A 23524-nucleotide genomic window follows, 5' to 3' on the forward strand; every position below is an offset into this window, starting at 1 on the left:
GGATAAGATTGAAAGCACTTGTGAAGACAGAACTTGGATTCGGGAATTTAGTAATCCAAGATAGACAGGAGCCGGAAGTGAGCAAGGGTCAGGTGAAGATTGAGGTGAAATATACTGGTGTTTGTGGATCCGACATTCACACCTATGAAGGCCACTATAAAGTGAAAGTTCCAGTAACGCTTGGTCATGAATTTTCAGGAGTCATTGTCGATGTTGGCGAAGACGTTACAGAATTCAAGATTGGGGATCGAGTGACTTCGGAAACAACTTTTTACGTATGCGGCGAATGTGAATATTGTAGAAATGGGGATTATAACCTTTGCAATTATCGAAAAGGGCTCGGAACACAACAAGATGGTGGTTTTGCCAAATATTTAATTGCCAGGAAGGAAAGCGTTCATCATCTCCCACCTGAAGTAGATTACAGGTCTGGCGCCATGACAGAACCGCTTGCATGCACGCTTCATGCCGTGGACAAAACAGTCATTAATCAGGGCGATCTCGTTGTTGTTGTTGGTCCAGGTCCCATAGGGTTATTTACTGCGCAAGTTGCCAAGAGCAGAGGAGCAAAAGTTATTATTGCTGGCTTATCCCACGATCAAGTTCGATTGAGTAAAGCAGAAGAGCTTGGGATTGACTACGCCCTGGATATACAGAAGCAGGATTTACAAGAATTCGTCTACGGACTGACGGATGGATATGGAGCAGATGTCGTCTTTGAATGTTCCGGTGCTGTACCAGCTGCAAGCCTAGCCTTGAATCTACTAAGGAAAAAAGGACAATACGGGCAAGTAGGTATATTCGCTAAGCCGGAAATCGAATTCAACTTAGAGAAAATTATTCAAAAAGAAATTCAAATCATCGGAAGTAGAAGCCAGAAATCTGCTGATTGGGAGCCGAGTCTACATTTGATGAACAGCGGTCGAGTGAATGCTCGGTCACTTGTGACCCACGAATTTCCGATTACAGAGTGGGATCAGGCATACCAAGTTATAAAGAGTGGTGAAGCTATTAAAGTTTTATTGACGCCGGTAGATGAATAGAAAAGGAAATGAGGGTTTTACATGGTACATGCATTTCTTGAGTTTATGCTAGGACCGATGCAGTCAATAGGAGACGTCTATTTTGAGAACCAACTGATTTTTAATTCCTTGATTGTAGGCAGCGCTTGTTGGAAGTTGATGAAGAAGAGATCTTCCCATTCCGTATCTAAGGAAGAAACGGAAAATGTATAAAATATAGGAAGTGAGATACATGAAGACATTAAATCTTTATGGAGCCCAGGATTTAAGATATGAAGAAAAACCTAACCCTGTATTAACACTGGAAGACGAGGTTGTTATTAAGGTGAAGGCGGTAGGTATTTGTGGATCCGATGTTTCCCGATATAAAAAGCTTGGTCCTTATGTAAAAGGGATGACCTTTGGCCATGAGTTCTCGGGGGAGGTAGTGGAGACAGGCTCCAAGGCAGGTCGTATTAAAGTGGGAGACCGTGTGGCTGGATGCCCAACTTTCTACTGTGGCGAATGTCATAGTTGTTTGAAAGGAAACTTATCCCAATGTGAGAAATTGACTCTTATTGGCGCTCGCTACCCTGGTGCTTATGCTGAATTTGTCACCCTCCCTGCATCCCATGTCCTTCAACTCCCCGAGAATGTTGATTATGAATCGGCAGCCATGGTCGAACCATCTTCAGTAGTAGCTCACGGATTTTATCGTACAAGTGTATCCCCGGGATCTACTGTAGCCATTATGGGGTGTGGAAGTATTGGTTTACTAGCGGTACAGTGGGCTAAAATCTTTGGGGCTGCACAAGTAATAGCCATTGATATCGATGACAAGAAACTGGAAATAGCCAAGGAAGTAGGAGCTGATGTGATAATCAACCCAACTATTCATCCATTACAGAACCACGTAGCTGAAGTCACAGATCAGTTAGGTGTCGATTTAGCGGTAGAATGTGCTGGTTCCCCAGTTACTTCAGAACAAATTCTTGCGCTTCCAAAAAAGGGAGGGGAGGTTCTCTATATGGGAATTCCATATGCAGACATAGAATTTGAACGATTTTACTTTGAGAGAATTGTCCGTAATGAACTGAAAGTAATCGGTTCCTGGAATGCTATATCTTCTCCATTTCCAGGTAAGGAATGGGAATCAACACTACATTATATGAATACTGGACAGTTAACCATCCAACCGCTGATTTCTCATCGATTGTCATTAAAAGATGGACCGGCTGCGTTTGCAAGTCTGAATAATCGAGATGGTTCTTTTGTTAAAGTAATGTTTCTTCCCCATTAGGCTATGTGATGGTATAGACCAAAGACCGCAATTAGCGGTCTTTTAAATTTTATTTAACGAGAAGGCCTCGACCGGATCATACGATAAGCCCCATGCTCCAACTTTTCTTTCTTACTTATACAGCTTTTCATAAATCGATTGAACCACAACCAAATCAAATATGGCCGCCCCTACAGATTTGTACACGATCGTCTTTTCTTCTAAATCCTGCGGCGGATCATTTTCGGTGATGATTTTTTCGAGGTCCCAGGAGTTCTCTAAGTCCGAACGTAAATGCCCGGCCTGGATCATGTCCCCGGATTCATGCAGGGCGGATCTGGCATCTACAAATACTTCATCAGCGATTCTTAGTACTTGATCAGAGATTTCCTGCATGGAAGGGCGGAAGGAGCCGACGCCTACAATGAGTTTGCCTTTCCAATCTGAATCGTGTAATTCAGGAAGTACAGGTGTGGTGGAGGTCGTAGTTGTTACGATAATGTCTGCCTCTCTGGCTAATTCTTCGACAGAGGAAACGGTAAACGTCACTTGCGGAAAGCGGGTCTCTGCTTTTGCTTTAAACTGATGGGCTTTCTCTTCGGTGCGGTTATAAATATGTACATGTTTAATATCTCTGGCAGCGAGGGCTGATTCCAAGTGACTCCATCCTTGTGTGCCGGTTCCGATAATGCCTAACGTTTCCGCGTCTGCTTTAGCCAGGTATTTGATTCCGAGTCCTCCCAGAGCACCTGTACGCAGGGCCGTAATGGCAATGGCATCACATAAGAAAAGGGGTTCCATCGTCTTGCGGTCATTCAGAACCATCAAGCCGTGGATTGTGTCCTTTCCAGCATTTTTGTTTTCAGGAGCAACGCCTGCAAGTTTCGTTGAGTAATAGTCTTCATAGAAGGCGGGCATAAGCAAAGCCGTATTCTCCCCATCCTCTATATGCATCCGGTCCGGCGATATGAATTCGCTCTCTTTTTCGGCGTAAAAAGACTCGATGCTGTCCATCGTTTCCTTCATAGAAAAATTACTTGTAATCTCTTCTTTTGATATGACTTTCATGACTATCCCTCCTTTATGATGTACTACAGATACTATCAAATTTTTCTGAAAAAGTGAAAACACCACAAAATTATGGTGTACGACTATAAACGTAATGAGTGAGCTTGAAATTTTCGAGTGATAACGGAAAGTCGTTGGGACACAAATAAACTGGACAAATAATTGCAATAATTTCGAATATCAATTGACAAAATGGTTGGTTATGGTAATATTTAACCGTTCATTAAAATCGTAATTATTACGATTTACTGATATTACACTACATAATCAATCCTATTAAAAATTGAGGTCATCCGTATGAAACACGAAGTTGAGTTTATGAAATTTAATCCCACGCAGAATATGACCATTTTAATAGATACTCCTTACCCGATCGAAAAGCACAAAACAGTTTCTTCTGAGATTATGTCCTATCAAAACGTCTATGCAGAGCAAGTGGGGTTCATTGAAAAACCATTTAACACGAACGCTGAAGCTCGTTTGCAAATGGCTGGGGGGGAGTTTTGCGGGAACGCTTGTATGGCGCTTGCTTTACTCGTTTCATCCCAAAGAAATCTACTGAAAAATGGTTGTACGAAGTTTTCCCTGGAAGTATCTGGATCTGATCGGTTAATACAATGTCAAGTAAAGCAAGATGCTCATAACTTTTATTGTAAAGTTGATATGCCTTTACCTAAGAAAATTGAGTTAAAACAGATCATTTTTGAAGGAAATGAATTGGAAATCATCATTGTAAGGTACGACGGTTTCCTACATATTATTTTTGAAACTGATGAATTTAATGCTGAACAAAAGAAGAGAGCGCAGTCTCTAGCAGAACTCCTGGGAGCGACTTTAGAAGTTAACTTAATTGGAATACTTTTGTATAAAAGAAAAACACATGAATTGTCACCTCTTATTTATATCCCGGATCTGGATAGCAGTGTATGGGAGAGAGGGTGTGGTTCGGGGACAGCGTCTCTTGGAGCTTATCTTGCATGGAAACATAATAAGGACATTGTTTCAGAAATTAAGCAGCCAGGAGGAACGATCACCGTTGCATGCCATCATGAAGAAGGTGAACGGACGAAGCTGACTATTGAAGGTACTGTCGACCTGGTTGCTGTAGGAAAAGCGTTTATCGATGTATAACCATAATGACCTTTGGAGGTGGACGATATGTTAGAAATGAAAACTCTTGGAGAGGATTTACAAAGTTTCAGATTGAGGTTTGATGTACTAGCCAAGGATAGTAATGACACATTGGACCATAATTCTGAATTAGAGGTGCTGCTTGATGAGTACTCAAAATTTATATTAGATGAAAAGCACAATAATTTATGGGAACAGTTAAGTTCAGCCGATTCGAATAAATATAGCCAGCTTTTATCTGAATTAAGAAAGACATCCGCCCAATGTGTAGCCAGAATGGAGAAATATCGTGCATTAAGGTTATTGGAAGGACATGATGAAGGTTCAGGTTACTTTAACAACATAGAGTCTTGTATTCAACAGGAATTCGGCTGCTTTGAAATCAGTTCAAACTCAAAGGTATTACTCATAGGATCCGGCTCTTTTCCGATGACTCCACTTCTGATAGCTAAGCAGACAGGAGCAGAAGTAGTTGGAATTGATATTGATGAAGAAGCTGTCAAACTGGGCCGGCGAGTTATAGAAAAATTGGGTAGTGAGTTAAATGTCAGGCTTGAACAACAATCAGTGGAGGACCTAGGTTATGTATCACAAGCGACTCACATCATATTTAGTTCTACTGTAGAAAAAAAGTATGAAATATTAAATGAATTACATGCATTAACCAAGAATGATGTCGTGGCAGCTATGAGGTATGGGAATAAATTAAAATCATTATTCAACTATCCAATGAAGAATGTTAATCAAACGAAGTGGCGATTAGTTGATAATACTGTTCGACCAGACCAGATATTCGACATAGCCTTGTATGAAAAAGCCTAATCTATTTTTGAAAAGGAGTCATTTATGAAAGGTTTCAACAGAGTATTGATATTAGGAACTGGTCCAACTGCCATCCAGCTCGCCCTGAATTTTAAAGCGCAAATGAATAGTTATATAGGGATTGCTGGGAGAGAATCTGTTCGATCTGAAACATTTTATTCCGATATTGAAAAGAATGATTTTCAGCTAAGGGTGAGTGTTCAAAATGAGAAACATAAAAAGATGGAAGGTGAATGTCGTATCGATCAGCTTTATAAAGGGATTGATACGGTTGAGGGGAACTGGGAAACCCTTATATTATCTGTAACGACAGATGCGTACATAGATGTTTTGAGGCAGGTTCATCATCATGTTCTGGAAAAAGTGAAATATATTGTTTTAGTGTCCCCTACGTTAGGTTCTAACCATTTACTCCGGAGTTACATGAATGAACACAATTCAGACGCTGAAATCATCAGCTTTTCCACTTATTTTGGTGATACTAGATGGGTTGCAGAGCGCCCTTCTAATCATGTATTGACTACAGCGGTTAAAGAGAAAGTATTCATTGGCTCGTCCCACTACAATTCTGATTATGTAAATAAATTATGCTTCATGTATAAAGAAATCGGACTGCAGCTGGAAGTTATGAAGTCTCCTATAGAAGCTGAGACGAGAAATATTTCTCTGTATGTTCACCCTCCATTATTTATGAATGATTTTTCGTTAGATGCGATATTTGGAGATACAGAAACTAAAAAGTACGTTTATAAAGTATACCCAGAGGGGCCGGTCACCCAATATTTAGTTCGGGAAATGTTATCTCAATGGAAAGAAATCATGAATGTTCTTAAGAAGTTAAGAATAAATGGAATAAATCTGCTGCAATTCATGACGGATGATAATTATCCGGTCAGGCAGGAAAGTTTATCTCGTAATGATATCGAGAATTTCAATTCTTTTGACGACATCCACCAGGAATACTTGCTTTACATTAGGTACACTTCTTTGTTAGTGGACCCATTTTCAGAGCCTGATGCTCAAGGAAGATATTTTGATTTTTCAGCTGTCCCAATTAGAAGGGTTTTTGTGAATAAAGAAGGATATTTGGATGTTCCCAGGATGCCCAAGGAAGATTATTACCGGATAAAAATCATACATGGAATAGCAGAACATTTGAATGTACCCTGTCCGACCATTGAAAAGTTTATAAGTAAATATGAGAGTAAGTTAAAGGATGCTGCAAACTCTCAAGACTCCCGATTATTATCTGATGCCTTTATTGTTAATAGTTTTGAGACAGATATAAAGATGATTTGCAGTGAGATATAAGGACGAGCGATCATCCGTAATTGAATAGATGAACTAAAAAGGAGTCTACTCTATATGCATTATAAAAAAATCACCCAATTAAGCTTATTATTGCTGACTATATTCACCTTAGCGGCTTGTTCTTCAGGAGATGACGCAAAGGCTGAGAATGAAAATGAAAATGAATTGACTTATGCGATGACGAAAGACATTGGTGATATGAACCCACATTTATATACGGGTTATATGGCAGCTCAGGGAGTTGTATTTGAGACGTTGGTTGAAAATACAGAAGAGGGAATTAAACCTTCATTAGCCGAGTCGTGGGATATATCAGAGAATGGAAAAGTGTATACGTTTACTTTAAGGGATGATGTTAAATTCCATGATGGTGAACCTTTCAATGCAGAAGCTGTAAAGAAAAATATAGATGCTGTTCAAGAAAACGCTGAAGTCCACTCATGGATTCAGCTGTCACAAAAGATCACAGAAACAAAAGTAATTGATGAATATACTGTTGAGATTAACTTATCAGAGGCATACTACCCTACACTTTCCGAACTATCAACAACAAGGCCGTACACTTTCTTATCGCCTAATGACTTTAAAGATGGGGGTACCAAAAACGGGGTGAACGGTTATAACGGAACTGGTCCATATATCCTTACTGAACATAAAAAAGAAGAAGCTGCTGTGTTCGAAGCGAATGAACAATATTGGAATGGAGTACCTGATGTAAAGAAGGTTACTTCGAAAGTTCTTCCCTCGGGAGAAACAACGTTTTTAGCCCTTAAAAAAGGAGAAATTAACTTCCTCTTCACTGATGACCGTGGAGCAAACAGCATCGATTATGAATCCATGGAAGCTCTTGAGGCATCTGGAGAATACCAAGTCGTGAGAAGTAAACCGATGGATACAAAGTTGATTGCGGTTAACAGCAGTAATGAAGACAGCCCGATTAGGGAAACGGCGGTACGTGAGGCAATTTGGTACGCAATAGATAGAAAGACGATCAGTGAAAGTATTCTAAACGGTACTGAACAGCCGGCAGGCACGTTACTTTCTAAGAACATCCCCTATGCAGATGTTGATTTGAAAGAGCGCGGGTATGACCCGGAAATGGCAATGGAATTATTGGATAAGGCTGGCTGGAAGCTGGACGAGGGATCAGGAGTGAGAACAAAAGAGGGAAATGATCTAAATGTAACTTTCTATTACGACAGCAATGCCCCTGCCCAAAAAACACAGGCGGAGTTTATACAGGATTCCCTGAAAAATATGGGCATTAACCTTGAAATTATTGGAGAAGATTCTACGTCAATCGCAGACAGAAGAAAGTCAGGAAATTATGAGCTTTTGTACACGCGTACGTGGGGGTTAGCTTATGATCCTGAAAGTACGATTTCAGCTTTTACTGATGTTTCTTACAATCTTCATTCAACAAAAGGGATGAAGAATTCGGACGAGCTTTATAAAAAAATCGATGAAGTGATGGTGACAGTGGATAAAGAGGAACGCCAATCTTTGTATGATGATATTCTCACAATGGTTCATGATGAAGCTGTATTTATTCCGATCACATATGGTGGTATGACAGTCGTCGCACCTGAAAATCTGGAGAACATTAATTTTAAGCAAACTCAATATGAACTCCCATTTGAAGAGATGGCATATAGAGAAAAATAAAAAGGAGCATGCTCCTTTTTATTTTTTCTATTATTGGAATGCGATATGAAGTTGAAACTATCACAGTGAGAAGGAGGACCCAATGGCGTTATATACAATAAGGCGGCTGGCAGCTGTATTCCCGATTTTAATTATTATTTCTTTCTTAACTTTTTTTTTAATCAATCTTTCACCTTTCAATCCTGCTGAAATCCTTTTACAGGCAAGAGGAATCCCCGTTATAACCGACGATTTAATCTTGCAGACGGAAGAAGAATTAGGGTTGAATGATCCTTTTATTGTCCAGTATTTTAATTGGCTGATGGATTGTTTTCAATTAAATTTTGGAACATCTTATGTTACAGGAGAACCAGTATGGAATGAAATTAAACCCGCTTTCATAAATACATTAAAATTAACAGTGCTTTCATCCTTCATCATAGTTGGCTTATCGATTCTTTTAGGAGTTATCTGTGCCATTAATGAAGGAAAGTTCATTGATAAATCGGTAAGATCCATGTCCTTTGTACTGATTGGAATGCCATCATATTGGTTGGCTTCCTTAATGATTTGGTACTTTTCAGTAGAATTAGATTTACTGCCCACAAGCGGCATGTCCTCTGCTGAAAGTTATATTCTCCCAGTAAGCATCATTACGGTAAGTTACGTTGGAATCTATTTTAGAGTGATTAGAACATCTATGCTGAGTAATTTAAATGAAGACTATGTATTCTATGGACGTGCAAGTGGTTTACCTGAAAAGAAAATAACCTTACACCTGTTGAGGAATTCTCTCCAAGTATCCATTTCAGTTTTTTGTATGGGAATTCCTACAATATTAGGAGGGACTGTTGTGATTGAAAATATATTTGCATGGCCAGGTTTAGGAAGTTTGAGTGTCGATTCCATTCTTAAAAGAGATTTCCCTATTATACAAACGTATGTTTTACTGCTTGGCGCATCTTTTGTAGTATTTAATACTCTATCTGACTTGATAAATATGACTTTGAATCCCAAATTGAGGAAAGGATTTTAAATGAGGTTTTTAAAAAGCTTATTTAAGGATAAATTAGCTGCCAGTTCTTTAGTTGTTATTTTGGCAGTTATCATAATTGGTGTCTTTGCACCCGTATTCGCTCCTCATGACCCTCTTGAAGTAAACATAAGTAAGAAATACGCTGGATCATCATGGGAATACTTACTCGGTACGGATCAGCTTGGTCGCTGTGTGTTATCGAGGTTAATTTATGGGATTCGTCCAAGCATATTGTGGGTGATGGCGGCATTGATGCTTTCTGTTTTAATTGGAGCAGTACTAGGCTTTATTGCCGGCTATTTTAAAGGTAAAGTTGATGCTTTAATTATGAGAGTGTGTGACATCATGCTTTCTTTTCCAGGCTATGTAATGCCTATCGCATTTGTTGGTATCTTTGGCGTAGGTCTTGAGAATATATTGATCGCCTTTATCATTATGAAATGGGCATGGTTCACAAGAGTCATTCGAACATCTGTTATGCAGTATACGGAGCTTGAATACATACAATTTGCAAAAGCTGCAGGGGTCAATCATTTTAAAATCATCCGCAGGCATCTTATACCTGTTACGTTGGCGGATATTGCTGTTATATCCAGCAGTTCTGTTTGTTCAATGATTCTTCAAATATCTGGATTCTCCTTTCTTGGTCTGGGAGTACAGGCCCCGGCTCCGGAATGGGGCATGATGCTGAATGAAGCAAGAAGTGTCATGTTTACCAGACCTGAATTAATGCTTGCCCCTGGAATTGCAATTATTACTGTTGTTTTTGCTTTTAATTTTTTGTCTGATTCTCTGCAAACTATATTTGATCCAAAGTTAATGAAATCGAAAAAAATAAGAACAGAAAAAGTAGAGGCATGAACGTATGAACCTATTAGAAGTTCGAGCATTAAAAGTATGGAATAAAAACGACAATGTATCTATTGTACAAGACAGTTCGTTTGAGTTAAAAGAAGGAAGCTGCTTAGCGATCGTAGGAGAAAGTGGAAGTGGGAAATCGGTGACGTGTCAGGCTATAACGAGGCTGAATAAACCGTCTCTTCAACAATCTGGAGAAATATTGTTTAAAGGAGAAGATTTAACACATTTATCAAATAAAGTGATGAGAAAAAGAAGAGGGAAAAATATATGTATGATCATTCAAAATGGAATGAGCGCATTTGATCCGACGTGCGTAGTCGGCGTCCATTTGAGAGAAACCATCAACGAGCATTTTGACTGGAGCAAAGGCAAAGTAGAGGATAGATTATTAGAAGCAATGAGGAGCGTCATGCTAAAGCACCCGGCTGAGATATTAAAAAAATATCCTCACCAATTATCCGGGGGGATGCTTCAAAGAATTATGATTGCTTTAAGTATTGTGTTGGAGCCGGACATTATTATCGCAGATGAGCCTACAACGGCGCTTGATACAGTCTCGCAATATGAGGTGATTGAGCAGTTCATCAAGTTGAGGCAGAATGTGGGCTGCTCTATGATTTTTGTATCTCATGATTTAGGGGTTGTAAGACGGATAGCAGATGAGGTTTTAGTAATGAAGGATGGAGCGATTGTTGAGAGAGGAAGAAATGAAGACATTTTTGAAAACCCACAACATGAATACACAAAGTATTTGATTTCTACCCGGCGTTCTCTAAATGATCACTTTAGAAGAATTATGAAGGAGGAACTGTAGGTGTTACAGGTTAAACGAGTAGAAAAAAGTTATGCGAAAGGAGGAATATTCTCCAAGGAAAGACAACAGGTCCTAAACCGTGTCACTTTTGACTGTAGAGAAGGCGAGTGTCTTGGAATTATAGGAGAAAGCGGCAGTGGAAAGTCGACCTTGGGACGCTTAATTTTGGGAATCGAAAAACCTGATAGCGGTTCTGTTTTATTCGATGGGAAGAAATTGAAGAAGAGTCTGTCGAAGTCTGGGATTATTAGTGTAGTATTTCAAAACTACAAATCTTCCATTAACCCGTTTTTTACAGTTCAACAAGCGATTATGGAACCTATGGAGATTACCAGCAGAAATACAATGGAAAGCAGAAAAAAGGTTGTATGGCTGTTGAATCAAGTTGGTTTACCTTCCTCTTACTTAAATAAATATCCTCATGAATTATCGGGCGGAGAGGTTCAAAGAGTTTGCATTGCGAGAGCGATTTCCACTGAACCCAAATGTATCATCTTAGACGAGGCCATCAGTTCATTGGATGTATCTATTCAAACACAGATTCTGGAACTACTGAAGCGTCTGAAAGACACTCATAACATAAGTTATCTGTTTATCACGCATGATATCCAGTCAGCTGCGTATATTTGCGACAGAATTATTATATTCAAAAATGGTCAAATAGAGGAAATCGTAAAAACTGAGAATCTGAAAAATACACAGTCTGCATACGCAAAGCAGCTCTTGAAGTCGTTAATGATTTATTGATGAAAGAAAAAGGTGAAATTCAATGTGTCTGGAGGGATATGAATCTTGAGCGGAGCTATGTCTTGGCCATTTCTTAGGTTATATTTACTTGTGCTTCTATATTTCAGCGCAAATGCAATACTTAATGTGATCATTCCTTTGCAGGGAAGTGCCCTGGGAGCTACGAATACAACAATTGGTCTGATCATGGGTGCATACCTATTCACAACTATGTTTTTCAGACCGTGGGCAGGTCAAATCATAAAAAAATACGGTCCGATAAAGATATTACGTATTATTCTTATTCTGAATGGCTGTGCGTTAATTTTATATACAATTACAGGCCTGGGAGGATATTTGGTAGCGAGGATGCTGCAAGGTGTATCAACGGCGTTCTTTTCAATGGCTTTGCAGATAGGGATTATTGATGCATTGCCTGAAAAAGATCGGTCTCAGGGTATTTCATTATATTCTTTGTTCTCATACATACCAGGAATCATCGGCCCCCTATTGGCATTGGGTATTTGGCAGGGGGGGATGGAGTACTTTTCATTTGTAATGATTACAATCGCGGTTTCTGCTGTGATTTTTGGCTACAGTGCCAAAATTGATGAAAAAGATAAAGAAGCTCCTTCTTCGTCCGATGAAAAAGAACCCAGCAGCAGTACCTTCGCTTCGTTTAGTGAACTATTCAAAAATCCTCACTTGTTCAAATCCAGTGTGATCATGTTAGTGGGTTCCGTTGTGTTTGGAGCAGTGACTGTATTTATTCCGCTTTATGCTGAACAAATAGAAAATGGTAATGCCGGAGTTTATCTGATGCTGATGGCAATTACTGTTGTTGTTTGCAGGTTTACTTTAAGAAAAAGTATTCCTTCAGATGGAAAATGGCATTCGCGTTTTATGATGGGGACCATGTTTGTGCTGGCGTTAGGCGCCCAGTTTGTAAGTTTCTCTATAACTGGAGGCGCAGCTTTCTTCTATATGGGTGCTATTCTGCTGGGAATTGCCCAGGCGCTGATCTATCCTACATTGACAACCTATCTAAGTTTTGTTCTTCCCAAGTTCAATCGAAATGTTCTTCTTGGATTGTTTATTGCTATGGCGGATCTGGGCGTCTCATTCGGAGGTGTTGCCATGGGGCCGCTTGCAGATTTGTTCTCTTACTCAATCATGTATCAAATTTGCGCAGTCATGGGTGCTTTCATGATTGTTTTTTCTCACGATCGCCGCAAGGTATTAGTTGTACAGACTTGACTCATCGGAAGCTGTATTATGATGCTGATAATCGAATCGTAGTTCATCCTCCATGTCTTTTTTTAAAAGTTGATTCCTGGATGGAAAAAGAGGGGGAATTATGATGATTTTACTCAGGTGCATTTTTGTTATCTTTTAAGGTTTTGATTATACACACCAGATAAAGAAGCTGGTGTGTATAAGGAGAACCTATTTAAGGGTAACTAATTCTACAGGTCCGTGGTCATCACAGTGATCGCCATGGACATGGTGTAGACGTCCATTCACCAAGTAGTCCATATGGTCACCATGTGGGACTAATTCATGACCGCAGTCACGATCATGATTACATCCACAACTCAAAGGAGCACACTGATCAGGATTGGTTTCTGTAACTGGAACCGTACATTCATCCCAGTGACCATTATGCTCATGATGAAGATGGCCGTTATGCACATAATCAATGTGATCATCATGTTTTATTTTTGTATGACCACATGAAAGGCTGTGCTTGTGAGAGTGCTGCTCATGAATTTCGTGTCCGTTCTCCATAAATAAACCTCCTTTGTATTGGTTTTGACCTTACTTTTATAAGGTCTCCAGAATGAACAGGTAATAACCATAAAATGATGCCATGGCTTGCATACTCTAAATGAATTTTTACAAAAAAACCTCTCAATTTTATTGAGAGGTTTTCAGGCTGTAGAAAAATCCGTGTTATCCAGTTAGAGTTGTCCGCATGTCGTGTTGAGGGGGGACACATTCCGCTTTTCGGTGGATGCTTGCCGCGGGCACGGCCTCAGCTAACTTGGTCAAAAAAACATTTGACCAAGTGGATCTTTCGGCTCGCGCTGTTCCCGCAGGCGTCACCACCGAACGCTCCTCGTGCCAATGCCTGTGGGAAGACAGCTTTACCCTATGATAAAAGAGAACGTTGAGCATAGCTCCTTCGTCGTTTCAAAAGAACGGCATGGGCTGCGTTATTGCGACTTGCCCTGAAAAAAAGTGAAGGAGCAGGCGCTGACGACGGCTGCCTGCCAGAATATGAAAAAGATTGTCCTCCATCCAACAAAGGTGAGCTGGGTAAAGGAGAGTCTTTGTCGATTTTAAAGAACTCCCAAGGGGCTTTCGCTCCTGGCGGTAAGATTGAGAGGTTTTGTTTTCATGAGTATTGTATTTGATACTTTCTATTCTTTCATGATTCTTTTTCAACATCACCTGCCTTGATGTCTGACCATTCTCTTGACATTATTTATTTGGCCTTCCACTTATACGTACCATGATCTTGTTCAATATACCCCAGACCTGGAAATGGATAATGACATACAAAAAGCATGAGGCCCTGCTGTTCCGCATACTCTATGATGTCTTTTCTCGTTTCACGACCTTGTTCTGGTGATATCTCCAACCCAATATGAGAGGAAGGGTGGTTGAGTGTACGTGGGTCGCTTAATATATCGGAAACGACGAGCAGCTTTTCATCTTCTGAATGGATCATGACAGCCAGATGCCCGTTCGTGTGCCCCGGGGTAAGGAAAAGTTTAATTCCCGGCAGGATTTCGATGTCTTCCTGGATAATGTTGATAGAACTCCCTAAGTTAGACAGAATTTCATGCTCTTTTGAAGATGGTCTGGACGCCCACATTTCCCATTCTGCTGCATGAAGATAATAATCTGCATTAGGAAAGGAAGGCTTCCCCTCAGATACAGCTCCGCCAATATGGTCTAAATGCCCGTGGGTCAGAATGACATGATCAATGTCATCCCTGGTGATCCCGTGATTATCCAGCGCCTGAATGAGCTGACCTGCATCTTCGCATTCTGCACCAAATCCTGCATCTATTAAAATATGTTCATTATCTACTTCAAGATGAATAAAATTAAGGGGAGCATGAAACTCTTCAGGAAACTGCTGAGTGATAGGATCAGGTGTATTGGCTAGAAAAAACTCTCTAGTCACAGGCATACCGCCGTCGGATATCACCAAAGCATGATAGTTACCTATAGTAAAAGGATATGTATTCATTATTAACCTCCTTTGTATTAGTTGATCCGTTATACCAATCCCGTACTTATTCTTGATGCGTTTCGTAAGGTTAAATCATGGACTGTATTCTTGTCATTAAAACGTAATCATTACGAATTTTAAACCAATAAAATGAGCCAGTCAATAAATAGAGAAGGGTTGTCGTAGAGTCAGTTGACAGATATGAGTCCCGGAAGGTAGAACACTTAATAAAATATAAGAAGGGCGAACCCTAATGCTGTGGTTCGCTCTTTTCGTTAAACAGAGGTCAGTATGGTTCCTAAATGGCTTACGTTTTTCACTCCATCCAATATAACTGTCCGCGAACGCTCAGTATGATTATTCTTCTTGTACCCACACCACTATAACTGATGTACAGTACTTCAAACGACCAGTCCATTCCGGTCATTTTCATGAAATTCCTTTATCATCAAGCATACTTTGTCTCTTTAAATAATAGAGTGGAATAAATAGTACTGATTACTATTTATTTGCAAAAGGAGGGTGTTGCCGATGGCTGTACCGACGTACACCATTAGTGGGTTTTTGGGAAGTGGAAAAACGACGGTTTTACTGAAAATGATAGAGGAATGTGAAAAGAATCATAGACGGGTAGGTGTGATTTTAAATGAGCTGGGAGACGTAAATATAGAGAAACCACTATTTAAAGAACAAAACGTGAAAGAACTATTAAATGGCTGCATATGCTGTACGATAAAAGAGGATTTAAAATCGACGTTAGATGAATTTATCAAGGAGATGCATTCGAATAAACTGGATCTGCTATTCATTGAAGGGACAGGCGTTTCCAACCCTTTGGAAGTGAAGAGAGTATTAGAGGATCCTATATACGCTGCTCACTTCGATTTAATTTCTATGATCAGCCTGATTGACTCTAGTACCTTTCTGGAGTATCAAAGTATTTTCTCAAGCACTGCCGACATGAGAAAACTGTTAGAAGAACAGATTACCAGTGCCAATATCATTTTGTTAAATAAACAGGATCTTGCTAAAGAGAAGGTGTTAAATAAATCCATCAAGAAAATTAAAGGTCTTGTTGGAGAATCCGTTCCCATCTTTCAAACGTCCCATGGAAATGTCCCATTGTCAGAGTTATTCAAGAGACGGAACGGTCATCTTCCTACTTCTATACATTCAGATATTAGAGAAGAGACTAACCATTCCCATCATCACCACCATTCCGGTCTGCACGCCGTGAAGATTGATCCGGGGCCAACCGTTATGAAACATAATTTGGAAGATTGGTTGAGCCACTTACCTAAAGCTGTATTAAGAGGAAAAGGAGTGGTTAATCTTGAAGGCAGTGAGGGGCTTTATTCCTTTCAACTTGCCTCCAATACTCTTATCTTTGAAGAAATTCCAGATCCCGCCGGTATGCGCCCTGCTATTATCTTGATTGGTGATCAACTAAAGGAAACAGAACTGTTGAATAGCTTTAATCGGATAGTGAAGGCATGAAAATTGTAAATCAGCTTCATCGTCAAGGGTTGCTGTATGAATCCTTGACGATGGGTTGAAGAGGGAGTAGAGGGGAGGAGGGAACCATGACTTTCAGGCTCTACAACACATTGCTGGATGTGACAGCCATCTTGGCTTTTGTCCTTGTTGCTTACTTTGTTACGTATAGTCAAAGGGTCGGGGAAAGCACGTTGATGATTCTTCCTGATTCTTTCAAGCAGCTGAATACAATTTTTCTCAGCTTAATTATAGAGGCCATTCCGTTCGTGCTCATTGGTGTCCTCATTGCAGGGTGTATTCAAATATTTGTCACAGAGGAACATGTGAAGCGGTGGATTCCAGAAAACAAGTATCGTGCCATCTTGATGGGGTGTCTCGTAGGAGCTGTATTTCCTGCCTGTGAATGTGGAATTGTCCCGATCGTCCGGCGATTAGTAGCCAAGGGCGTACCATTGCATGCAGGAATTGGATTTCTTCTAACAGGACCATTAATTAACCCTATTGTTATTTTATCGACGTTTATGGCCTTTGGAAATGATATAAGAATGGCAGGTTTACGGATGGGCGTGGGATTTATTGCGGCGCTGCTAATCTCCCTCTTCATCAGTTCTTTTTTTAGATCAAACCAGCTCAAACATACAGTTTCCGGCTTGTATGGATCTGAGAACACTTCCACAGGAGACGTGTCCTTTATGGACAAGCTCAAAGGTATGTGTGTGCATTCCATCGATGAGTTTTTTGACATGGGCAAGTATTTAATTATAGGAGCCTTTGTTGCTGCTTTCGTTCAAACGTATGTCCAAGCACAGTCGCTCTTTTTGTTTGGAGAAGGAATGATGGGGGCGACAGGTGTCATGATGGGCTTGGCTTTCTTTTTATCCCTATGTTCAGAAGCAGACGCATTTATCGGAGCTTCCTTTAGCAGTTTATTTCCTCCCACCGCTGTTTTGGCCTTTTTAATTTACGGACCTATGATTGATTTGAAGAATACGATCATGCTCCTGAGCGTATTTAAATCCAAATTTGTTTTCATCTTACTCCTGACCATTACTGTCGTTGTTTTTGTCTGTACGATTACTATATCTTTGGTGGGCAGGTGAGCAGGTAGTGCGCTTTCATTATTATCAATTTTTGAAGCTGATCCTATTGGCCGCCTTTGCTTTTTTTCTAATACAACTGCATCACACCGGTGATGTTGAGAAGCTGATTAACCCTAAATATGTACGGATGAGTCAGGTGGCCGCAGGGGTTATCGTCCTTCTGTTTTTCGTTCAGCTTGGGAGAGTATGGGAAGGGAGTTCCAGTGAACATGCCTTCTGTCCTCCCGGTTGTACGGAAGACCATGATCATAAGCAATCGTATATAAAGAGAGGTGTGAGTTATTTGGTTCTCCTTTTCCCTTTGTTTACAGGATTTGGACTGAACCTGACATCCTTGGACGCAGCGATTGCCAAGAATAAAGGTTCTCTTCTCCCCCAGGAAGAAAACTCATATCAAGTGGATCCCTCATCCAATTCACAGACGCTTGATGAGAGCATGCCGATCCCGAATAACAACTATCTAACAGATGAAGAATATGAACAAAGAATGGATCGTTTAAACCAAGATGACATTCAGATGAATGAGGATATTTACGCTTCTTATTATCAAGAAATACAAGACAACCCTCATAGGTATAAGGGGAGAACGATTCAAATCAAAGGTTTTGTGTACAAGGAAGAAGGGTTGGAGTCTAATCAGCTGGTCGTGGCAAGATTTCTAATCACCCACTGTGTTGCCGATGCCAGGGTCATTGGATTGTTGAGTGAGTCTAACGAGGCAGGCAGCCTTAGTGAAAACACGTGGGTGGAAGTGAACGGGAGGATAGATGTACAAAACTACAATGGTGTAGACATCCCATTCATCGAAGTGAAGGAGATCAATCAGATTCCTGAGCCGGCGAACCCTTATATTTTTCCTATATTAACGAAGGTTCTTTAGACAAAACCATCTGCCCCGGTCCATGCTCGTCCAAAAGTTCACAAGGAGGGGGCAGATAGGTGTTTCAATAACCTCATAAACGACGTGAGGAGGGTGACAAACGGACAGGATCTACTAATGTGTGACCAACAAAAAATAGAAGCCGATTAATTTTCATCAACACTGATTTTTTAAATGAGTGTACAAGAAAGGTGTTGCCAAAGAATTGAAATTATGATTTAATAACAGTATTCTTCATTAAATCGTAACGATTACTATTAATTATACATAGTTAGACTTGCTGCAGGTTGTCTATGAGGAGAATAAATGGAGTGTGTCACGAAATGAAAACGGCAATCGTAACCCAGCTTCTCTAAGTGGCCAGGGTTAATATAGAGGTGAAATCATGAGTGAATATCTACAGAAAATCCTAACGGAGAACATTCTCAGCACTCTGCCTGAACAACAGAAAGATCTATATCATTACGTGATAAAGATGGAAGATGATATTGCAGAGGAAGTTGATTCTGAAGAACAATTTATGAATCATCTCAGGAGTGTTTCGCCGCATAAGCGCGCAGCGAAACATTTCAATATGACTTTGTTTGAACTTCTGAACGTCATGAAGCAGGTAGAAGAAGAGATCAGCCGCCAGCTTATACCGATGATGGACGCGGTTAAGTGGAAAGATTGCACGGAATTTGTTCTTTCCAGGTCACAGTTGAAAGAAAATCAAAAGGTGTTTTTTGTATCCATTCCCAGTGTTGACCGTTTACAGAAATGAAATTTTTTTGTCTTAAATTAAATCGTAATGATTACATTTAACCTGAATCCGTATACCGTATAACGAACCATTACGAATCATAGGGGTGGAAGGATGTTAGACGATTTATACCGTCAGGTCGTCATGGACCATGCGAAGTATAAACGGAATTATGGAACGATGGAAGACGACACGGGTGTTGATAAAGTTCATTATAAAAACCCTACCTGCGGGGATGTGATGGTTTTACATGTGAGGGCAGGAAAGGAAGGGATTGAAGAGCTAGCCTTTGAAGGTGAAGGCTGCAGTATTAGTATGGCTTCATGCTCCATGATGACGGAACTCTTGAAAAACAGCAGCATGGAAGATTGCCTGAATAAGAAACAGGCCTTTGAACGCTTGATCAGAGAAGGTGAAATGGAAGATGAAGTTGATCTAGGAGATGCAGCTTCTCTTGAGGGCGTGCACAAATTACGCGCAAGACATAATTGTGCACTTATGCCTTGGAAGGCATTTGAAAAATGGGCGGAGGAACAACGGTATGATGGAAATTGACTCAAGAATACCTGTAACCATAGTGACGGGTTACTTAGGAGCAGGGAAGACTACCTTTCTTAACCACATTCTTAATCAAACTGAAGAAAAGGTCGCTCTCATTGTGAATGAGTTTGGAGATATAGGGATTGATGCTCAGCTTATTGAACAAACCACAGAAGAAATCATAGAAATCAATAGCGGGTGTATCTGCTGTAATGTACGTAAAGATATCGTTGATACTCTATCTATGCTTGCTATATCAAGGGAAGAAAAGATGATTGAGTTTGACCGGATAATCATTGAAACTACAGGGCTTGCTGACCCTGCTCCCGTTGTACAAACGTTTCTAATGGATAAGGAAATGGTTGAAGATTACTATATTGATGCGGTCTGTACGCTTGTTGATGCCAGGCATATTTCCAATCACTTAGATCAACAAGGAGAAGCGATCAATCAAATTGCTTTTGCAGATGTCATTCTTGTCAACAAAGTTGATTTGATCACACAAGATCAACTCACAGATTTACGAAATAGACTGGAAAGTATAAATCCTACTGCATCTCAAAAAATTTGTGAGAACAGCCGGATTCCACTGAGTGATGTTCTGGACATTCGGTCATTTGATTTGCAGGAAAAAATAAAAATAAACCCGGATTTTCTAAACAATCACCATCACCACCACGATGATGAAATTTCCTCTCTGTCTTTACGAGAAGAGAGACCCTTGGATATGAAAAAACTAAATCTCTGGTTATCTTTTTTAGTTCAAGTTCAGGGTGAACGTTTATATCGTTATAAAGGTGTATTGAACATAGACGGAGTGGATCATCGCTTTGTCTTTCAAGGTGTTCATATGCTTTTTGCAGGAGAAGAAGCTGCCCTGTGGGGAGATGATGACCGGGTAAGTGAACTTGTGTTTATCGGTAGGAACCTGGATAAGAAAATTCTTACAGAACAGTTCGAGCAGTGCATAATGTCCTGAAAAAATTATGTTTGTTTTTAAATCGTAATCATTACTATTTATCGGGAAGGAGGATTTACATGAAACATTACGATGTCCTCATAGTAGGTGCAGGTGCTTCTGGGATTGGGTTAGGAATTCTCATGAAGCAGATGGGGTGTGAAAATTTTAGTATCATGGATCGCGGGGAGATTGGGGAAACATTCCGGAGATGGCCGGAAGAAATGAGGTTTATTACTCCATCGTTTCCTTCTCAAGGATTTGGTCAAACAGACTTAAATGCAGTGGCTCCTAAAACTTCACCGGGGTATACATTGAACGAAGAACACCCGACAGGAGAAGATTATGCGGAATATCTGGAGCTGTTGGTCAGCCACTATGAATTACCTGTCCAAACCGGAATTGAAGTGAACAACATAAATAAATCGGAGAATGGTTCTTTTGAGGTCCATACGTCACAAGGAGCGCTCACCAGTACGTTTGTTGTGTGGGCTGGCGGGGAGTATCAATATCCGAATCAAGAGACGTTTCCTGGTGCAGAACTATGTACTCATAACAGTCATGTTCATTCCTGGGAGGATATGAAAGCAGATGAGTATATTGTAATCGGTGGATATGAAAGTGGACTTGATGCCGTTTATCAACTGAATAAAATGAAGAAAAGTTCTCGTCTGTTAGCAAAGACGCCTACATGGAAAATTGATAGTAGTGACCCGAGCACGGTTTTATCTCCCTATACATTTAAGCGGATGCGGGAAGCAATACCTGAAGGAAGAATTAAAATATATGAGCAGACGGTCCAGTCCGTAGCTAAGGACGATGGTGTGTATTATGTGAATACGGCTGATGGAAACCAATTAACTTCACATACGGCGCCAATCTTAGCGACAGGTTTTAAAGGAAGCACCTCTATGATTTCTCATTTATTCGAAAACGGAAAACATGGAAAACCTTTAGTAAATGATCAAGATGAATCTACCAAGAGTCAAGGTTTATTCCTGTGCGGGCCCGAACTTCGTCATGATAGTCATGTGTTCTGCTTCATCTATAAGTTCCGCCAACGTTACCATGTTGTTGCCGAGGCAATCGGCTCCCGTTTGAATTTAAATATGGAAATTCTGAATCTATACAGAAAAGAAAGCTTTTATCTGGATGACCTCTCTGATTGTGGAGAGCGTTGTGAATGCTGACCGAACAGAAAAGCGAATCGTTAGAAGCGGTAGCTTTAGCAGGACTTGAATCAGTCGGGAAAACAGCTTTGTTCAGACATCTGACAGGCCATCAAACGGGCGTGGAAACCAATGTTAAGGGTTCCACTGTAACCATATCAAGTGGGGCGCTGAAAGACGATTCTACGGTGAAAATCTTTGATACTCCAGGTATTCGTTTCAAAGATGACAGCGTCACTACCCGAATGGCATTAAATCAAATGAAAGATTTGAATAAGATCATATTGGTCGTAAAGGCTTCAAATCTTAAAGATGACCTGCTCGTGTTGGAAGAGCAATTGGGATTAAGAGGGAAGAACGTGGTGGTGATCGCTACACACAGCGATAAATATCAGCCAAATGAAGAAGAAAAACAGTATGTCCGAACATTGTTGAATGTTCCTGTCGTATGGTGTAACAGCCGGTCACTGAGTCATGAAGAACAACAGGAGATAGGAAAGGCTGTTCAAACTTCTTCTGTTTGGGAATTGAACAATAATTTACTATCTTTTTTACCCTCCGGTGTAGAAGGAGAAACCACCAACTGGCTGGAAAAACTACTGGCTAAGCCTTTGGTCGGGCCTGTCTCTGCCTTATTTATGGTTATCAGCATGTTTGCAGGTCCGGTTTTTGCCGCCTATTTATTTTCCAGTTACCTTCAACCTATATCCGAAAAGGCATGGTTAAATCCTGTGAAAGAAAGCCTCATCAATGCTCCGGATTTTATTCAAGTCGTATTGATAGGGAATTATGGTGCATTAACTCTTGGATGGTACTCTTTTTTATGGGCGTTTCCAGTGGTTTTTCTTATCGGTTTAAGTGTGGCGGTAACGGAAGAGACCGGTATCCAGGAACATATCACCTATGCTTTAAATCCATGGCTGATGAAGATTGGATTATCAGGGAGAGACCTCATTCCTGTTTTAACTGGTTTCGGGTGTAATGTTGTAGCTGTTATGCAGAGCAGAACCTGCAGCAGTTGTACAAGAGCGTCGTGTATTTCTTTGATTTCTTTTGGTTCAGCTTGCAGCTACCAAATCGGTGCATCTTTATCGTTATTCGGTTCAGCTGGTCATCCGCTTATGTTTATTCCGTATATTTTCCTATTGTTTATAGTAGGGGCGGTGCACACTCGAATTTGGGAGAAGCGTTCTGTCTCTCTTGCGCCTGTTCCTTCCCTTCCATACTTGCAATCCGTGACATGGCGAGGGGTGAAGTTTCGATTAATGGGGATTATGAAACAATTTTTAAAGCAGGCGATGCCTATTTTTATAGTCATTTGTATCGTGGCTTCTCTGCTTGAATTTTTTGAAGTTATGAAAGCTATGGCTGCTCTCTTCTCTCCTTTACTGACGTTGTTTTCATTACCTGCAGAGGCAGCTCCGGGAGTCATTTTTTCTATCTTCCGAAAAGATGGAATGATGGTGCTGAATGAAGGAGAAGGTGCACTTCTTCATACCCTTGAAACGTGGCAGGTGTTTGTAGTCGTGTACTTGGCTTCTACATTGTCTTCCTGTCTTGTCACTTTGTTCTCCATTTACAAGGAGATGGGTTTGATGCACGCATTTAAAGTGTTAGGGAAACAGATGACCACTTCGGTAATAAGTACGCTGCTCCTGGCGGTCTTTTTGTCTGCTTTGTTCCATTAAAACAAGGGAGGAA

Annotated in this window: 22 protein-coding genes; 19 read left to right on the plus strand and 3 right to left on the minus strand. The window is 40.4% G+C overall.

Going from position 1 to position 23524, the window contains the following annotated elements:
• The first annotated feature begins 8 nt into the window (after window positions 1-8).
• Both H615_RS0112870 and H615_RS0112880 read left to right on the plus strand, forming a co-directional pair.
• Complete coding sequence (locus tag H615_RS0112870) at window positions 9-1043, plus strand: zinc-binding dehydrogenase (RefSeq protein WP_027955535.1); 1035 nt, start codon at window positions 9-11, stop codon at window positions 1041-1043.
• Between the two features lie 211 nt (window positions 1044-1254).
• Window positions 1255-2301: a galactitol-1-phosphate 5-dehydrogenase gene (locus H615_RS0112880; RefSeq protein WP_027955536.1), complete on the plus strand. Its 1047-nt coding sequence runs from the start codon at window positions 1255-1257 to the stop codon at window positions 2299-2301.
• A gap of 111 nt (window positions 2302-2412) precedes the next feature.
• Here H615_RS0112880 and H615_RS0112885 read toward each other — a convergent pair whose 3' ends face one another.
• The gene (locus tag H615_RS0112885; RefSeq protein ID WP_027955537.1) at window positions 2413-3348 is read right to left on the minus strand and encodes an ornithine cyclodeaminase family protein; all 936 of its coding nucleotides are present in this window, start codon (window positions 3346-3348) and stop codon (window positions 2413-2415) included.
• A 297-nt stretch (window positions 3349-3645) separates the two neighbouring features.
• On the opposite strand from H615_RS0112885, the gene H615_RS0112890 reads away from it, so the two are divergent.
• The 9 genes from H615_RS0112890 to cntE all read left to right on the plus strand — a co-directional run bounded on the left by H615_RS0112890 (window position 3646) and on the right by cntE (window position 12950).
• A complete protein-coding gene (locus H615_RS0112890; protein ID WP_027955538.1) occupies window positions 3646-4479 on the plus strand; it encodes a histidine racemase CntK family protein in 834 nt (277 codons plus the stop codon).
• A 27-nt stretch (window positions 4480-4506) separates the two neighbouring features.
• A complete protein-coding gene (locus tag H615_RS0112895) occupies window positions 4507-5301 on the plus strand; it encodes a methyltransferase domain-containing protein (protein ID WP_027955539.1) in 795 nt (264 codons plus the stop codon).
• A gap of 24 nt (window positions 5302-5325) precedes the next feature.
• On the plus strand, window positions 5326-6612 hold the full coding sequence (locus H615_RS0112900; protein ID WP_027955540.1) for an opine metallophore biosynthesis dehydrogenase: 1287 nt from the start codon (window positions 5326-5328) through the stop codon (window positions 6610-6612).
• Between the two features lie 54 nt (window positions 6613-6666).
• The gene (gene cntA / locus H615_RS0112905) at window positions 6667-8277 is read left to right on the plus strand and encodes a staphylopine-dependent metal ABC transporter substrate-binding lipoprotein (protein ID WP_027955541.1); all 1611 of its coding nucleotides are present in this window, start codon (window positions 6667-6669) and stop codon (window positions 8275-8277) included.
• Between the two features lie 82 nt (window positions 8278-8359).
• Window positions 8360-9292, plus strand: coding sequence for a nickel/cobalt ABC transporter permease (gene opp1B, locus H615_RS0112910; protein ID WP_027955542.1), 933 nt, complete (start codon window positions 8360-8362; stop codon window positions 9290-9292).
• Window positions 9293-10153 (plus strand): staphylopine uptake ABC transporter permease subunit CntC, encoded by an 861-nt coding sequence (gene cntC / locus H615_RS0112915; RefSeq protein ID WP_027955543.1) that lies wholly within the window; start codon window positions 9293-9295, stop codon window positions 10151-10153.
• Window positions 10154-10157: 4 nt separating this feature from the next.
• Entirely contained in the window at window positions 10158-10967 is an 810-nt protein-coding gene (gene cntD / locus H615_RS0112920; RefSeq protein WP_027955544.1) for a staphylopine uptake ABC transporter ATP-binding protein CntD, read from the plus strand.
• Entirely contained in the window at window positions 10968-11714 is a 747-nt protein-coding gene (locus H615_RS0112925; RefSeq protein WP_027955545.1) for an ABC transporter ATP-binding protein, read from the plus strand.
• A gap of 45 nt (window positions 11715-11759) precedes the next feature.
• The gene (gene cntE / locus H615_RS0112930; RefSeq protein ID WP_027955546.1) at window positions 11760-12950 is read left to right on the plus strand and encodes a staphylopine family metallophore export MFS transporter CntE; all 1191 of its coding nucleotides are present in this window, start codon (window positions 11760-11762) and stop codon (window positions 12948-12950) included.
• 189 nt (window positions 12951-13139) lie between these two features.
• On the opposite strand, the gene H615_RS0112935 is transcribed toward cntE, so the two are convergent.
• Together H615_RS0112935 and H615_RS0112940 are read right to left on the minus strand one after the other, a co-directional pair.
• Complete coding sequence (locus tag H615_RS0112935; protein WP_027955547.1) at window positions 13140-13481, minus strand: hypothetical protein; 342 nt, start codon at window positions 13479-13481, stop codon at window positions 13140-13142.
• 700 nt (window positions 13482-14181) lie between these two features.
• On the minus strand, window positions 14182-14955 hold the full coding sequence (locus H615_RS0112940) for an MBL fold metallo-hydrolase (protein ID WP_051254701.1): 774 nt from the start codon (window positions 14953-14955) through the stop codon (window positions 14182-14184).
• 513 nt (window positions 14956-15468) lie between these two features.
• On the opposite strand from H615_RS0112940, the gene H615_RS0112945 reads away from it, so the two are divergent.
• From H615_RS0112945 to H615_RS0112980, 8 genes are all read left to right on the plus strand, one after another.
• On the plus strand, window positions 15469-16434 hold the full coding sequence (locus H615_RS0112945) for a CobW family GTP-binding protein (RefSeq protein WP_027955549.1): 966 nt from the start codon (window positions 15469-15471) through the stop codon (window positions 16432-16434).
• An 86-nt stretch (window positions 16435-16520) separates the two neighbouring features.
• Entirely contained in the window at window positions 16521-17534 is a 1014-nt protein-coding gene (locus H615_RS0112950; protein WP_027955550.1) for a permease, read from the plus strand.
• Window positions 17535-17541: 7 nt separating this feature from the next.
• Window positions 17542-18414 carry a TIGR03943 family putative permease subunit gene (locus H615_RS0112955; RefSeq protein WP_027955551.1) on the plus strand — a complete coding sequence of 291 codons (873 nt, stop codon included), beginning with the start codon at window positions 17542-17544 and terminating at the stop codon, window positions 18412-18414.
• A gap of 385 nt (window positions 18415-18799) precedes the next feature.
• Window positions 18800-19177: a hypothetical protein gene (locus H615_RS0112960; RefSeq protein ID WP_027955552.1), complete on the plus strand. Its 378-nt coding sequence runs from the start codon at window positions 18800-18802 to the stop codon at window positions 19175-19177.
• Between the two features lie 93 nt (window positions 19178-19270).
• Entirely contained in the window at window positions 19271-19711 is a 441-nt protein-coding gene (gene sufU / locus H615_RS0112965) for a Fe-S cluster assembly sulfur transfer protein SufU (protein WP_027955553.1), read from the plus strand.
• Window positions 19698-20675, plus strand: coding sequence for a CobW family GTP-binding protein (locus H615_RS0112970; protein WP_035532190.1), 978 nt, complete (start codon window positions 19698-19700; stop codon window positions 20673-20675). The genes sufU and H615_RS0112970 overlap by 14 nt, the downstream gene beginning before the upstream one ends.
• A 59-nt stretch (window positions 20676-20734) precedes the next feature.
• Window positions 20735-21844, plus strand: coding sequence for an NAD(P)/FAD-dependent oxidoreductase (locus tag H615_RS0112975; RefSeq protein ID WP_027955555.1), 1110 nt, complete (start codon window positions 20735-20737; stop codon window positions 21842-21844).
• Window positions 21838-23511 carry a FeoB small GTPase domain-containing protein gene (locus tag H615_RS0112980; RefSeq protein ID WP_027955556.1) on the plus strand — a complete coding sequence of 558 codons (1674 nt, stop codon included), beginning with the start codon at window positions 21838-21840 and terminating at the stop codon, window positions 23509-23511. The genes H615_RS0112975 and H615_RS0112980 overlap by 7 nt, the downstream gene beginning before the upstream one ends.
• Window positions 23512-23524 lie beyond the last annotated feature (13 nt).

It is taken from the genome of Halobacillus kuroshimensis DSM 18393, assembly GCF_000425705.1.
GTDB classification, from domain to species: Bacteria; Bacillota; Bacilli; order Bacillales; family Halobacillaceae; genus Halobacillus; species Halobacillus kuroshimensis.

Bases quoted from the DNA above. Each gene is read 5' to 3' on its own strand.
- H615_RS0112895 (WP_027955539.1), top strand. From the start codon at position 4,507: ATGTTAGAAATGAAAACTCTTGGAGAGGATTTACAAAGTTTCAGATTG.
- H615_RS0112970 (WP_035532190.1), top strand. From the start codon at position 19,698: ATGATGGAAATTGACTCAAGAATACCTGTAACCATAGTGACGGGTTAC.
- H615_RS0112940 (WP_051254701.1), bottom strand. From the start codon at position 14,955: ATGAATACATATCCTTTTACTATAGGTAACTATCATGCTTTGGTGATA.
- H615_RS0112900 (WP_027955540.1), top strand. From the start codon at position 5,326: ATGAAAGGTTTCAACAGAGTATTGATATTAGGAACTGGTCCAACTGCC.
- cntA (WP_027955541.1), top strand. From the start codon at position 6,667: ATGCATTATAAAAAAATCACCCAATTAAGCTTATTATTGCTGACTATA.
- H615_RS0112945 (WP_027955549.1), top strand. From the start codon at position 15,469: ATGGCTGTACCGACGTACACCATTAGTGGGTTTTTGGGAAGTGGAAAA.
- H615_RS0112890 (WP_027955538.1), top strand. From the start codon at position 3,646: ATGAAACACGAAGTTGAGTTTATGAAATTTAATCCCACGCAGAATATG.
- H615_RS0112950 (WP_027955550.1), top strand. From the start codon at position 16,521: ATGACTTTCAGGCTCTACAACACATTGCTGGATGTGACAGCCATCTTG.
- H615_RS0112980 (WP_027955556.1), top strand. From the start codon at position 21,838: ATGCTGACCGAACAGAAAAGCGAATCGTTAGAAGCGGTAGCTTTAGCA.
- H615_RS0112975 (WP_027955555.1), top strand. From the start codon at position 20,735: ATGAAACATTACGATGTCCTCATAGTAGGTGCAGGTGCTTCTGGGATT.
- H615_RS0112885 (WP_027955537.1), bottom strand. From the start codon at position 3,348: ATGAAAGTCATATCAAAAGAAGAGATTACAAGTAATTTTTCTATGAAG.
- cntD (WP_027955544.1), top strand. From the start codon at position 10,158: ATGAACCTATTAGAAGTTCGAGCATTAAAAGTATGGAATAAAAACGAC.
- H615_RS0112960 (WP_027955552.1), top strand. From the start codon at position 18,800: ATGAGTGAATATCTACAGAAAATCCTAACGGAGAACATTCTCAGCACT.
- H615_RS0112880 (WP_027955536.1), top strand. From the start codon at position 1,255: ATGAAGACATTAAATCTTTATGGAGCCCAGGATTTAAGATATGAAGAA.
- opp1B (WP_027955542.1), top strand. From the start codon at position 8,360: ATGGCGTTATATACAATAAGGCGGCTGGCAGCTGTATTCCCGATTTTA.
- H615_RS0112935 (WP_027955547.1), bottom strand. From the start codon at position 13,481: ATGGAGAACGGACACGAAATTCATGAGCAGCACTCTCACAAGCACAGC.
- sufU (WP_027955553.1), top strand. From the start codon at position 19,271: ATGTTAGACGATTTATACCGTCAGGTCGTCATGGACCATGCGAAGTAT.
- cntC (WP_027955543.1), top strand. From the start codon at position 9,293: ATGAGGTTTTTAAAAAGCTTATTTAAGGATAAATTAGCTGCCAGTTCT.